An 11,498-nucleotide genomic window follows, 5' to 3' on the forward strand; every position below is an offset into this window, starting at 1 on the left:
CCGAACAATCCCCAGCTCAGGGTCCTCGCGGAGCTTGCCGAGCGCGCGGGACACCGCCGACTTCACCGTGCCAACGGAAACCCCGAGGACTTCCGCCGTCCGGGCTTCGCTGAGGTCCTCGTAGTACCTGAGGACGACCATCGCCCGCTGCCGCGCCGGCAGCTTCATGACGGCCCGCCACATCGCGTCGCGCAGCGCCTGCCGGTCCGCCGGGTCGTCCCCGCCGGGCAGCGGCTCCGGCTCGGGCATCTCGTCGCACGCGAACTCGTCGACCTTGCGCTTGCGCCACTGCGACGTCCGCGTGTTCACCAGCGCCCGGCGCACATAGCCGTCCAGGGCGCGATGGTCCTCGATGCGCTCCCAGGCCACGTAGGTCTTGGTGAGCGCGGTCTGCAACAGGTCCTCCGCGTCGCTCGGGTTCGCGGTGAGCGACCGGGCGGTGCGCAGCAGCACCGGCTGGCGGGCCTTCACGTACGACGCGAACGACGGGTACGGGAAGGTCTGCGTCATTGCTGTGGCGGCGTTCGAAGCGCTGGTGCAGACGGGTGCGGTCATGACTCAACGCTATGAGCGAAGGGGCGTGCGGCGGATCGGCCGCAGGTCCCGAAGCGGAGTCCGCCTCAGGTTGTAGGGGTGGGGTTCTCCGCACCTCCTCTGGGTGGAGGAGAGGACGAGGGGCACTGGGGGTTCACCCCTGGGGGTCCCCGGCCTCCGTGGCGCCCGGCACGCACGAACGCCTGGGCGGCGGTACCGGAGTACCGCCGCCCAGGCGTCATGTGACCCCATGAAGCACACCCGCACGGAGACCGGGGGCCGGGCCGGCGCCGGAGCGCCCGCGCCGGACCCCTCGGCTCACCACCACAGCGGGGAGAAGCTGACGGCCACGTTCTCGTTGCCCTGGTTGATGGCCGTGAACGCCGAGCCGTCGACCTGCGCGGTGTTGCTCTGGTTCGAGGCGCCGGAGCCGACCGCCTGCTGCTGCGTGGTGGACGAGTTGCCGTTGTTGTCGTCGCCGACACCGCTGCCGACGATGCCCGCGAAGGCCTCCGCCGAGGTCGCACTCGATCCGTCGTCCGCGATGGCGCCGTTGTCCGCCGTCGCGACGCCGCCGAAGAGGGCGACGGCCAGCGGGAGCGCGGCGACGGCGGCGATGACGCGGGCGGTACGGATGCTTGCCATGTAGTTCCTCCAGAACACGGTGCGCACCGGCTTCCTGCCGACAACGCGAGAAGTACCTGCACTTGTGAACCAGCCTGGGTGCCAAGGCAGTTGGCCGACCGCCTCGACGCTGTGCACGACGTCGCGTGATCAGAGTTGCCCAGCGGATCACCGCCGAACCACCCCGGAAGCCCCGATTCGCCCTCAAGCGTGAGGACAAGTCGATAAACCCCTTTGCCTGCCCTTCTGCCGCACCCCGGGCAGTACGGACACCTCCACCCCAAGCGCCACAAGGGGCGAAGCGTTCCGCCAGTTTCCCCGTCCGCCACTCCACCCCCGGCGCGTCGCGTGCGACCACTCTTCCCTTTTTCGAACATACATACGAACATGGACCCATGGCCACCACCGACCGGCAGGCCACGACGCTGGCCCTCGCGCACGCCCTGTCCGCCGCCGAGCGCGGACTGGCGGTCCTCCCCCTGTCCCGGACGAAGCTCCCGGCCCTGCGCTCCCCCCACCGCGACGACCCGGCGCCCTCCCGCTGCCACGGCGAGTGCGGACGCTTCGGCCACGGCGTCCACGACGCCACCACCGACCCGGCCCGCATCCGCGAGCTCTTCGCCGCGGCCCCCTGGGCCTCGGGCTACGGCATCGCCTGCGGACTGCCGCCGCACCACCTCATCGGCGTGGACCTGGACACCAAGGGGGAGACGGACTCCACGGCCGCCCTGCGCGAGCTGGCCCTGCGCCACCTGTTCACGATCCCGCCCACGGTGGTCGTCCTGACCCCCAGCGGAGGCCGCCACCTCTGGCTGACCGGCCCGCCCGACGCCGTCGTCCCCAACTCCGCCGGCCGCCTGGCCCCCGGCATCGACATCCGCGGCGCCGGCGGCTACCTGGTCGGCCCCGGCTCCCGCACCCGGCACGGCGTCTACACCGCCGCCCCCGGCACCGCCCACCTGCCGCCCGCCGCCTGCCCGCCCGCGCTGCTGCGCCTCCTGCTCCCGCCGCCCCGGCCGCACCGGCACACCCCTGCGGCGACCGACGCGCACGGCAGGGGCCTCGTCCAGTTCGTCCTCGCCGCGCACGAGGGCCAGCGCAACACCCGCCTGTTCTGGGCGGCCTGCCGCGCCTACGAGAACGGCATCGGCGCCGCCCTCGTGGAGCCCCTGGTCGAAGCGGCCCGGGAGACCGGCCTGACGGAACACGAGGCCCGCGCGACCATCGCCTCGGCGGCCCGCATGACGGGCGGGAGCACGCCGTAGGGAGCCAGTCGCTCCGGTCAGGGGCGGTGGCTCTCGTCCTTGCGCCACGCGCTCACACCCAGCTTGCCCGTGGTGCCGAGGTCGAGGCCGGGCGCCACGATCACGGGAGCGGAGCCGTCCCGCTCCCGGACCCGGACGTACGGCACGTTCACCGCCTCCCCGAACTCCGTGGTGTTGCGCCACATCAGCCCGGCCCGCGCCGACTCGCCCGACCGCAGCGTCACCGGCAGGGGCGGCGCGTCGAACCCGTCCAGCAGGGCCACGCCCTCGCCGCCGCGCACGACCCGGATCCCGTCGACCGGCTCCAGCTCCTCGTCGAGCAACTGGAGCGCCGGATAGCCCTCCAAGTCGTGCGGACGGCTCCCGCAGTTCTCCAGGTGCAGGCCCACGACACGCAGCCCCATGGCCGCGTCCCCGTCGTCGGCGAAGAGCCGCAGCCCGGACGCCGGGCAGGCCCCCTCAGGCACCGGCGCCTCGTCGGCGGGCACCCGCTTCACATCGGTGATCCGTACGTGCGCCGGGTCCACGGGATGGACGCCGACGCCGTCGAGCGTGCGCCGCACGGTCCGCCCCGCCCCCACGGAGGCCACGGTCTCCTCGACGTTGGACATCGCCCGGCCCTGGTCGTCGGTGAGGGTGAAGGTGATGGTGTACGTGAAGGGCTCGCCCTCCGGATTGACCACGTCGTACGCGACCACGCACGCCGACCCGCCACCCGCACCGCCCCTCTCGGCCATGCCGACGACCCGCACACCGCCCTGCCCCTGCCCGGCACCACCGGAGGCACCGCAGCGCCCCTCGGAACCGGAGCCCCCCCTCGGCGGTCTGGGTACCGCAGGCACCGAGCAGGAGACTGACGACGAGGGCACCGGAGACCGCGAGCGGCATGCGGAGCGGGAGATTAGGCATCGCCCCACCTCACCAGCCCCGCACCGCACAGACTGTGGCGGAGGCCACACCTCCGGTCACAGCCGTGACACAGCTCCGCCCCTCCGTCGCACCGCGGTGATCACGGCGACCAGCGCGGCACTCACGCCGAAGCTCCCCACCATCACCATCCCGGCGCCGATCACGAAGAGCCCACTGGCGTCGTCCGACCAGTCATAGGCGGCGGACGCGGTCAGCCCGACGGCGACCCCGGCCACGGCGCCCACGCCATGCCCCCGGAACGCCACCCAGCTCACCGGCACCAGCAGCGTCAACACCAACCCGATGACCTGCCAGGCCTCGTAGGGCCCGGTGGTCGAACCGTCGGGGTGCACGTCACGGTGCTGGTCCCACCCGAGCCACGCGGCCCACAGCCCCACCGCCACCACGGCGAGCACGAGCCCCCACACCCACTGCGCGGCGCTCTTCGGTCGTCGATTCTCCATACCCCGAGCGTCCCCGCCCACCCTCCGCCCGACCAGAGCGCACGTACTCACTCCCGCCCGAGTACGAACACGGGCCGACCCGCGCACACGACAACGGCCCCCGACCGTCACGCCTGGTCAGGGGCCGTCAATCACCGCGGTGGGTGTGGGATTTGAACCCACGGTGACTTGCGCCACGACGGTTTTCAAGACCGCCGCGTCCGCCTAGGAACATGCTGGTCATCGGCGGTCTGGCGGTTCCGAGACGGCGTTCGGCCCATGTATGGCCCACGCGCCGGAGAACGGACACCGTCCGAACGGCAGCCTGATCAGCGGATCAGGGGCCCGGAGAGGCTGCCTAGACGATGTGTAGCCTCTCCGGAACTCCATCCCCTTCACGCAAGAGAAGGTCAGCTCCGGATCGCTTCTGGGCATCGAGGAAGGCATAGATCTGTACCGCCCGGTTGATCACGTCAGCCTTAGACAGGCCCGTGCTCTCGGTCAGATCTGAGATCGCTTCGACTGCGGGTGGCACGAGCGTCACCGAGTAGCGCTCGCTGCCCCCCCGGCGGGACTGGCTCTCGGACTCTGGCATTTAACTTCCTTCTGTCGGTTCCCCTGCATCGTAGACGCACCTGTTTGGTGCGTCTACGCACCACGGTCTGTTACTGTTCGGATGCAGCAAGCGGCAACTACCCGCTTCGCCGTCCACCGGAAGCGGCTTCCGTCTTGAGTCGGGACGCTCCAGGGCGACGAGACGTAGGCGCAGCAACGACGCAGAGCAAACACACACAACGCACACACACATCCACACACATACACACAACGCAGGCAGAGGTGATCGCAGTGGGCATTTTGCGAGGTTCCAGCTTCAACCTTGGTGACAGCACCTAGGGCTGGACCTCCCTACCGGGAGACCATAGATGTACGAGCAGAACGAGGCGCAGACCGCCGATGATGGGCAGCCCACTTCGGCAGCCTTCGTCTCCATCAGGACTTTCACTGATGGGCCCTCAGTCAACGTTGGGGTGCCTGCCGAACAGTCCGGTCTGTTGGTCGGCGCCGTAACGGTGGCTGCGGGGGTCGGCGGATCGATCCTTGGCCCCTACCTGATGGCGCGGGCTTTGCGCGTAATGGCACCAGGGACTCCATGGCAGTTGCAGTCAGCCATGCTTTGCATGGCCGCACTGCTGCCGCTTGTGTACTTCCTCCTCAACCGGCGGCGCGGTTGATTTCCATCGCTGCTACGTAGTGCACGCAGAGAAGCGTCCCCAGATCCGTTGAGGACGCTTCTTTGCTTTTCGGCGCATTAGGGCCCCCATAGACTTGGGGCAGCTTCCTAATATCGCACCGAGGGCCGACCATCTATCGGACAGCTCGCGTCACTTGCGGGAGCGCATTTGCTCTGGCGTCGCCACGCAGCGGAACCCTGTGTCGTCGTCGTGCATCGTTTCGTCGGCGTCGTTCGGGACCGCCGGCACACCTCTGAACAAGGGACTCGTAAAGGCACTGCCACGGAGTTCGTACCGCCCTGGTGTGGTCGGCGTCGCTAGCCATTCCCACACGTTGCCCACCATGTCGTAGACCCCGTAGGGTGAGACGCCGCTGTGATACCGAGAAACAGACGTCGTGCGCTCCACGCCGGTCTCCCGGACATTGCACTTTGCGGCAGTCTTCTGGTCGCCCCACGGGAAGGTGCGGCCAGAGGTTCCACGTGCCGCTTTCTCCCACTGCTCGGCTGTCGGCAGAGACTTCCCCGCCCACTTCGCGAACGCGCTCGCGTCTCGCCAAGACACGTGGACCACGGGGTGGTCATAAAGCTCACGCGGACATCGGCCGCTCTCCCAGTGCTCAGGGACTGGGTGCCGAGTGGCCGCACAGAAACGCGCGTAATCCGCGTTGGTCGTCGGGAAAGTATCGATGTAAAAGTCATCCACCCACACCGGTTCTGCGCCATTTGGGAGCGAGCGCGAAAGGCGGTGCTGTCCCCTCGGGAAGTCGAATCCGATTTGGCGGCCGCGCCGTACTCCCTGCGCCACGCGGGCATTTCCCTATGGATCAAATCAGGAGTCGACCCTGCGGAAGTCGCCGCTCGCGCTGGGCACAGCATCGCTGTGCTCTACCGCTTCTACGCGAAGATCCTTAAAGGTGGCCAGAAGCACTCAAACGACCTGATTTCTCGTGCCCTTGGTGAGGGGCACGCACCCTGATCCTGGCCCACAGATGGCCCATACGCACTGGTCAAAGGTGGGAGATGGGCGAGAAGGGGTGAGACAGGGTGCATGCGAGAGGGGGTGCCCCGTGATCGGGGCACCCCCTCTGACCAGCATTTACGCTGACCTGCTGGCGGTGGGTGTGGGATTTGAACCCACGGTGACTTGCGCCACGACGGTTTTCAAGACCGTTCCCTTAGGCCGCTCGGGCAACCCACCCCGCGTCGGCCGGTGATCGGCCGCGCGGGACCAGGGTAGCGGGTCCGTGCGGGGGCCGTCGGGTCAGTCGTCGCCGGTCTTGGAGCCGAGGGTGAGGTCGGTCGTGTGTTGCTTGCCGGCGCGCTCGTAGGTGACCGTGACCTTGTCGCCGGGCTTGTGGGTCCAGATCTCGCCGATCAGGGTCGGGCCGCTGTCGATCACCGTGTCGTCGAGCTTGATGATGACGTCGCCCGGCTTGAGGCCCGCGGCGGCGGCGGGGCCGTTCGGCTCGACGGGCTCGGAGCCGCTGACGCCCTGCTCGGTGATCTTCGCGCCGTTCGTCGTCTCCTCCAGCGAGACGGAGGCGCCGATCTTCGCGTACACCGGCTTGCCGTTCGCGATCAGCTGCTTGGCGACGAACTCCGCCTGGTTGATGGGGATGGCGAAGCCCAGGCCGATCGAGCCCGCCTGGCCCGCGCCGCCGAAGCCGCCGTTGCTGGAGGACTGGATCGCGGAGTTGATCCCGATGACGTTGCCCTGTGCGTCCAGCAGCGGGCCGCCGGAGTTGCCCGGGTTGATCGAGGCGTCGGTCTGGAGGGCGCTCATGTAGGACGCCTTGCTGCTCGCGCTGCCGTCGCTGGAGGCCACGGGGCGGTTCTTGGCGCTGATGATGCCCGTGGTCACCGTGTTGGACAGCCCGAAGGGGGCGCCGATGGCGATCGTCGAGTCGCCCACGGCCACCTTGTCCGAGTTGCCGAGGGGCAGCGGGTTCAGGTCGGAAGGGGCGTTCACCAGCTTGATGACCGCCACGTCGTAGCCCTGGGCGTGGCCGACCACCTGGGCGTCGTACTTCTTGCCGTCGGGGAAGGTCGCGCTGAGCTTGCCGCCGTCGACCGCCTCCGCCACCACGTGGTTGTTGGTGACGATGTGGCCCTGCTTGTCGAAGACGAAGCCCGTGCCGGTGCCGCCCTCGCCGTTGCTGCCCTCGGCCTGGATGGTGACCGTGCTGGGCAGTGCCTTGCCGGCCACGCCCGCGACCGTGCCCGCGTCGCGCTTGACCGAGCCGCCGGTGTCCGAGGCGGAGACCGTCGTGGAACCGGTCTCGTCGTTGTTCTTGGCCAGGGTGTAGCCGAGGCCACCGCCCAGACCGCCCGCGACCAGGGCGGCGATCAGGAGCGCGGCGACCAGCCCGCCGCGGCCGCGGCCGGACTTCGGTGCCGGCTGCTGGTACGAGGAACCCCAGCCTCCGCCGGAGCCGTCCCCGCCTCCGCCGCCGTAGGACGGGCCGGCCGGCGGCGGGGGCGGCGGCCAGGAGGCGTCGGGGGCCGAGGAGCCGGGGTGGGAGGCATGTGCGGCGGCCTGGGGGGCCGGGTGGCCGCCGTGCGGCTCCGCGTTCGCGAACGGCTGGGCCGACGGCTGGTCCGGGTGGGGCGGCGGGCCCGGCTCGGAGGCCGCGGGAGACGCCGCCGGCACGGGAGGTGCGGACGGGGCCGGGGGTACCGCGGTGCCCTCGTTCTCGGTGCTCACAGCTTCTCTCCTCGATCCACGACTGCCGCTGGGGCGCACTGGTCGCGCTCGGCCGCGCTCACGCGCGCCGCTCCACGGCCCGGCGCGACACGGCTGCGCATGTGGTGGTGCATGTGGTGGTGCATGTGTTTGGTGTAGGCCATCAGCTTTTCCCACGAGCCGTCAGAGCACCATAAGCGGATGCTGTGCGTCGCGGTTGTTCCTTATACAGGCCATCCAAGACTAAACGGGCACGGGCCGATGACTCCGACGGCACGTCTACCCGCGCACGGTGGCACCATGACGCGGTGACCCACGTACGACAGCAGCCGATCCAGGTCGTCGCCCACCGCGGAGCCTCCGAGGAGGCCCCCGAGCACACCCTGGCCGCGTACCGGAAGGCGATCGAGGACGGGGCGGACGCCCTGGAGTGCGATGTGCGCCTGACCGCCGACGGCCACCTCGTCTGCGTCCACGACTGGCGCGTCAACCGTACGTCCAACGGCCGGGGCGCGGTCTCCGCGCTGGAGCTCGCCGATCTCGCGGCCCTGGACTTCGGCGCCCGCAGGACCCGGGAGTTCTGGCGCACGCGCGACGAGCAGCCCGAGTGGGAGCACCGGCCCGAGGACCGGGAGGAGACCTCCGTCCTCACCCTGGAGCGGCTGCTGGAGCTGGTGTCGGACGCGGGGCGGCGGGTGGAGCTGGCCATCGAGACCAAGCACCCCACGCGCTGGGCGGGACAGGTGGAGGAGCGGCTGCTGCTGCTCCTGAAGCGGTTCGGTCTCGACGCGCCCGCCTCGGCCGCCGATTCGCCGGTGCGGGTGATGAGCTTCTCGGCCCGCTCGCTGCACCGGGTGCGGGCCGCGGCACCGACGCTGCCGACGGTCTACCTGATGCAGTTCGTCTCGCCCCGGCTGCGCGACGGACGGCTGCCGGCCGGTGTCCGGATCGCGGGCCCCTCGATCCGTATCGTGCGCAACCACCCCGCCTACATCGAGCGGCTGAAGGCGGCGGGGCACCAGGTGCACGTGTGGACGGTGAACGAGACCGCCGACGTGGATCTGTGCGCCGGCCTGGGCGTCGACGCCATCATCACCAACCGGCCACGCGCGGTCCTGGAGCACCTGGGCCGCTGATTCGGCCGGAACCCTTGACCCGGCGGGCCGTCTGCCCCATTCTCCGGTCTCGGCCACACCGACGAAATCCAGCCACATGATTACGGGGAGTGCTCCGGCGCGTTCGGTGCGTGTCCGGCCGTGTCGAATGCGTCACTGGGCGGGGACCGGCCGGTTTCCGGTTCAGGCCAGGAGGGCATCCACACCGTGGCGTGGGGCGAAGGAGGTCTCGGGGGTGGCGTTGGTGGTGGCACAGGAGGTGCCCACGTCGTCGAGCATGGCCGTTCCCCATGGCCCTGCGGGCGTGGGGAAAGCACGGCACCGGATGCGGGAGCAGTTGCGCCGGGGCGGTGTGGCGGAAGCGGTCATCGACGACGCCGTACTGGTCCTTTCCGAACTTCTCAGCAACGCGTGCAAGCACGGCCGTCCGCTGGGCGACGCCCTGGCCGGTGACGGTGACGTGCGGGCCGCATGGCAGGTGGACGCGGGGGGCCGGCTCCTCGTGGAGGTCACGGACGGCGGCGGCCCGACCCGCCCGGCTCCGGCGACCCCGTCGGTCACCGCGCACGGCGGCCGCGGGCTGAACATCATCACCGCGCTCGCCGACGACTGGGGCGTACGGGACGAGGCGTGCGGGGACGTCACGGTCTGGGTCGTCGTCCACGACGACGTGCACGACCCGGACGCGGGGCACCGGCGCGACGACTTCGCCACACGGGTCGCGGCCCCGGCGGTGTCGGAGATCCCCGGGCTGGACTTCGCGGACGCGTTCGAGGAGCTGGGCTGAGCCCGGCGTGCGGTACCCGGCCGCGGAGCGGGTACGCGGCTCACCCCACGCGGCTCAACGCGCGGCGCGCCTCCGCCCGGCTCCTCCGCCCGGCTCCTCCCACCGGCAACGCCACCGCTACGGCACACCGCGGGAGTTGTCCACACCCGGCCCGTCGTCCACAGGGTCCCGTCGGCCGGGGCGCGAACGGCTAGGCTCGCGCCCGTACGAGTAGAGCCGTAACCGGGAGACACCCAGATGGCCAAGAAGCGACCCCAGACGAAGGCCAGGCGGCCTCAGCTCACCGACGGGGAGGTCCCGGTCGTCGGTGCCCGCGAGCCCTGCCCCTGCGGCAGCGGCCGCCGCTACAAGGCCTGCCACGGCCGGGCCGCCGCGCAGGCCACGACCGAGCTGGTGCACCGCCCCTTCGAAGGACTGCCCGGCGAGTGCGACTGGGTGGCGCTGCGCGAGCTGGTGCCGGCGGCCACGGCCGGACTGACGCTGAAGGACGGCCTGCCCGAGGGCGTTCCGTCGGTCACGCTCGCCACGGTGCTGCCGATGGCCTGGCCGGCCCTGCGCCGCGACGACGGCTCGGTGCTGCTCGGCCTCCAGAACGACACGGCGTCGGGCGACATCAGCCGCGACCTCGCGGACACCCTCCAGCGGGCCCTGGCCGCCGCGCCGGGCACTCCGGTGCAGGGGCGCCGCGCGCCGGCCGACGGTCCGCGGCTCCAGGACCTGCTCGCGCCCGAGGGGGCTTTCGAGCCGGTCGTGCACGAGGGCTTCGAGTTCTGGGTCCCGGACGCGGAGAACGCCACGCCGGAAGTGGCCGCCTCCCTGGAGCGGGCCAACGCCGCGGCCATCCCGACCGTCCGGCTCCAGGGCGTGGACGCCGCCTACTGGTGCGAGACGCCGGAGAAGAACCACCTGCGGTGGGTCATGCCGCACGAGGAGGAGCGGCTTCTGGACGCTCTGGCCCGGCTGCACGCGGCGGGCCGGTCGAGCCTCGGCGAGGGCACCCGGCTCGTGGGGTCCTTCCGTGCCCATGGGCTCACCGTCCCGGTCTGGGACCTGCCGAGCGGGGTCGGTGCCGAGGACGTCGAGAAGCCGGCGGCCGAGTTCGCCGAGCGTCTCGCCGAGGCACTGGCCACCGAGGCGCCGCTCACGCCCGACGAGCGACGGGCGCGTGGCGGCCTGACCAACCGGCAGGTCACCCTCAGCTGAGCCGGGGACCGGCACACGGCCCCCGTGCCGGGTCCGGCTGACCGACCGGTCAGCCGGACCGGCGGGCACGGAACGGGTGACTCCAGTCACAACTCCCGGCGAAGACAGGCCAGTCGGTGACCGGAAAACAGGAGATCGAATTTGCTAACCGCCGATCTCTTGTTACCGTTCGAGTAGCCCGGTTGCTGGTGCATCCCCCGTCGCCAGCAACCGGGTCTTTCCATGCGCCCGACGCACACCCGGTCACGACCGCCGCGTCAACGGCCTTTCTGCACAGGGGAGTTGCTCCCGGTGCGCAGCAGCAACGGCCCGTGACCGGCCCGGCCCGCGTACTCCGCGACGGCCGTGTAGTCGCCCGGCTCGCCCCGCATCCGCTCACGAGGTGTCTCGCACATGCCCGGCGCGTCCTCGGCGCCCACCGCGCAGCGCATCCGCAGGCTGCGGCCGCCGGGCCCCATGAGGCTCAGCACGGTCTCCAGCGTCCCGCCGGTCGCGTTGCGGTAGTAGGTCCGCGCCCAGGTCCCGGTCCCCTGCGTCAGCACACAGGTCTGCGCCTCGACGCCCTCGGGCGAGGTGAGTTCGGGACCGCAGCGCACGGCGGTGGCGAGGCCCGGCGGCAGCGCGGTGCGGGCGGGCCCGGCGCCGGACGGCGCGGTGCCGCCACCGGTCCCCCCGGGCGCCCTGCCGCCATCGGTCTCCTC

General features: G+C 71.1%; 12 protein-coding genes, 2 tRNA genes and 1 pseudogene. 5 read left to right on the forward strand and 10 right to left on the reverse strand.

Going from position 1 to position 11,498, the window contains the following annotated elements; all coding sequences use genetic code 11:
• Both GTW67_RS18125 and GTW67_RS18130 read right to left on the reverse strand, forming a co-directional pair.
• Positions 1 to 555 (reverse strand): SigE family RNA polymerase sigma factor (locus GTW67_RS18125; protein ID WP_161165870.1); only part of this gene is annotated, 555 nt, incomplete at its 3' end.
• 297 nt (positions 556 to 852) lie between these two features.
• Positions 853 to 1,179 (reverse strand): hypothetical protein, encoded by a 327-nt coding sequence (locus tag GTW67_RS18130; protein ID WP_161165871.1) that lies wholly within the window; start codon positions 1,177 to 1,179, stop codon positions 853 to 855.
• A 374-nt stretch (positions 1,180 to 1,553) separates the two neighbouring features.
• Between GTW67_RS18130 and GTW67_RS18135 the strand changes: the two genes are divergently transcribed.
• A complete protein-coding gene (locus GTW67_RS18135) occupies positions 1,554 to 2,423 on the forward strand; it encodes a bifunctional DNA primase/polymerase (RefSeq protein ID WP_161165872.1) in 870 nt (289 codons plus the stop codon).
• Positions 2,424 to 2,440: 17 nt separating this feature from the next.
• Here GTW67_RS18135 and GTW67_RS18140 read toward each other — a convergent pair whose 3' ends face one another.
• The 4 genes from GTW67_RS18140 to GTW67_RS18155 all read right to left on the reverse strand — a co-directional run bounded on the left by GTW67_RS18140 (position 2,441) and on the right by GTW67_RS18155 (position 4,370).
• The gene (locus GTW67_RS18140; RefSeq protein ID WP_237518917.1) at positions 2,441 to 3,160 is read right to left on the reverse strand and encodes a DUF4232 domain-containing protein; all 720 of its coding nucleotides are present in this window, start codon (positions 3,158 to 3,160) and stop codon (positions 2,441 to 2,443) included.
• 228 nt (positions 3,161 to 3,388) lie between these two features.
• Complete coding sequence (locus tag GTW67_RS18145) at positions 3,389 to 3,796, reverse strand: hypothetical protein (RefSeq protein WP_161165873.1); 408 nt, start codon at positions 3,794 to 3,796, stop codon at positions 3,389 to 3,391.
• A gap of 140 nt (positions 3,797 to 3,936) precedes the next feature.
• Positions 3,937 to 4,013 (reverse strand) — tRNA-Ser (locus GTW67_RS18150).
• A gap of 120 nt (positions 4,014 to 4,133) precedes the next feature.
• Positions 4,134 to 4,370 carry a hypothetical protein gene (locus GTW67_RS18155; protein ID WP_161165874.1) on the reverse strand — a complete coding sequence of 79 codons (237 nt, stop codon included), beginning with the start codon at positions 4,368 to 4,370 and terminating at the stop codon, positions 4,134 to 4,136.
• Positions 4,371 to 4,698: 328 nt separating this feature from the next.
• Between GTW67_RS18155 and GTW67_RS18160 the strand changes: the two genes are divergently transcribed.
• A complete protein-coding gene (locus tag GTW67_RS18160) occupies positions 4,699 to 5,007 on the forward strand; it encodes a hypothetical protein (RefSeq protein WP_161165875.1) in 309 nt (102 codons plus the stop codon).
• Positions 5,008 to 5,157: 150 nt separating this feature from the next.
• Here the strand turns inward: GTW67_RS18160 and GTW67_RS18165 are convergent, their stop codons facing one another.
• The 3 genes from GTW67_RS18165 to GTW67_RS18175 form a co-directional block, all read right to left on the reverse strand.
• Positions 5,158 to 5,814 (reverse strand): SUMF1/EgtB/PvdO family nonheme iron enzyme, encoded by a 657-nt coding sequence (locus tag GTW67_RS18165; protein WP_161165876.1) that lies wholly within the window; start codon positions 5,812 to 5,814, stop codon positions 5,158 to 5,160.
• A 305-nt stretch (positions 5,815 to 6,119) separates the two neighbouring features.
• Positions 6,120 to 6,207 (reverse strand) — tRNA-Ser (locus GTW67_RS18170).
• 63 nt (positions 6,208 to 6,270) lie between these two features.
• On the reverse strand, positions 6,271 to 7,713 hold the full coding sequence (locus GTW67_RS18175; RefSeq protein WP_161165877.1) for a trypsin-like peptidase domain-containing protein: 1,443 nt from the start codon (positions 7,711 to 7,713) through the stop codon (positions 6,271 to 6,273).
• 287 nt (positions 7,714 to 8,000) lie between these two features.
• Here GTW67_RS18175 and GTW67_RS18180 point away from each other — a divergent pair, with 287 nt between their 5' ends.
• The 3 genes from GTW67_RS18180 to GTW67_RS18190 all read left to right on the forward strand — a co-directional run bounded on the left by GTW67_RS18180 (position 8,001) and on the right by GTW67_RS18190 (position 10,797).
• A complete protein-coding gene (locus tag GTW67_RS18180) occupies positions 8,001 to 8,828 on the forward strand; it encodes a glycerophosphodiester phosphodiesterase family protein (protein ID WP_161165878.1) in 828 nt (275 codons plus the stop codon).
• A gap of 214 nt (positions 8,829 to 9,042) precedes the next feature.
• A complete protein-coding gene (locus tag GTW67_RS18185) occupies positions 9,043 to 9,594 on the forward strand; it encodes an ATP-binding protein (protein ID WP_346010684.1) in 552 nt (183 codons plus the stop codon).
• Positions 9,595 to 9,831: 237 nt separating this feature from the next.
• Positions 9,832 to 10,797: a DUF5926 family protein gene (locus GTW67_RS18190; RefSeq protein ID WP_161165880.1), complete on the forward strand. Its 966-nt coding sequence runs from the start codon at positions 9,832 to 9,834 to the stop codon at positions 10,795 to 10,797.
• 257 nt (positions 10,798 to 11,054) lie between these two features.
• Here the strand turns inward: GTW67_RS18190 and GTW67_RS18195 are convergent.
• Positions 11,055 to 11,498 (reverse strand): annotated as a pseudogene (locus GTW67_RS18195) (hypothetical protein); the annotation flags it as partial.

Source organism: Streptomyces sp. SID5910 (assembly GCF_009862125.1).
Lineage (GTDB): Bacteria > Actinomycetota > Actinomycetes > Streptomycetales > Streptomycetaceae > Streptomyces.

Bases quoted from the DNA above. Each gene is read 5' to 3' on its own strand.
- GTW67_RS18130 (WP_161165871.1), bottom strand. From the start codon at position 1,179: ATGGCAAGCATCCGTACCGCCCGCGTCATCGCCGCCGTCGCCGCGCTC.
- GTW67_RS18135 (WP_161165872.1), top strand. From the start codon at position 1,554: ATGGCCACCACCGACCGGCAGGCCACGACGCTGGCCCTCGCGCACGCC.
- GTW67_RS18140 (WP_237518917.1), bottom strand. From the start codon at position 3,160: ATGGCCGAGAGGGGCGGTGCGGGTGGCGGGTCGGCGTGCGTGGTCGCG.
- GTW67_RS18145 (WP_161165873.1), bottom strand. From the start codon at position 3,796: ATGGAGAATCGACGACCGAAGAGCGCCGCGCAGTGGGTGTGGGGGCTC.
- GTW67_RS18155 (WP_161165874.1), bottom strand. From the start codon at position 4,370: ATGCCAGAGTCCGAGAGCCAGTCCCGCCGGGGGGGCAGCGAGCGCTAC.
- GTW67_RS18160 (WP_161165875.1), top strand. From the start codon at position 4,699: ATGTACGAGCAGAACGAGGCGCAGACCGCCGATGATGGGCAGCCCACT.
- GTW67_RS18190 (WP_161165880.1), top strand. From the start codon at position 9,832: ATGGCCAAGAAGCGACCCCAGACGAAGGCCAGGCGGCCTCAGCTCACC.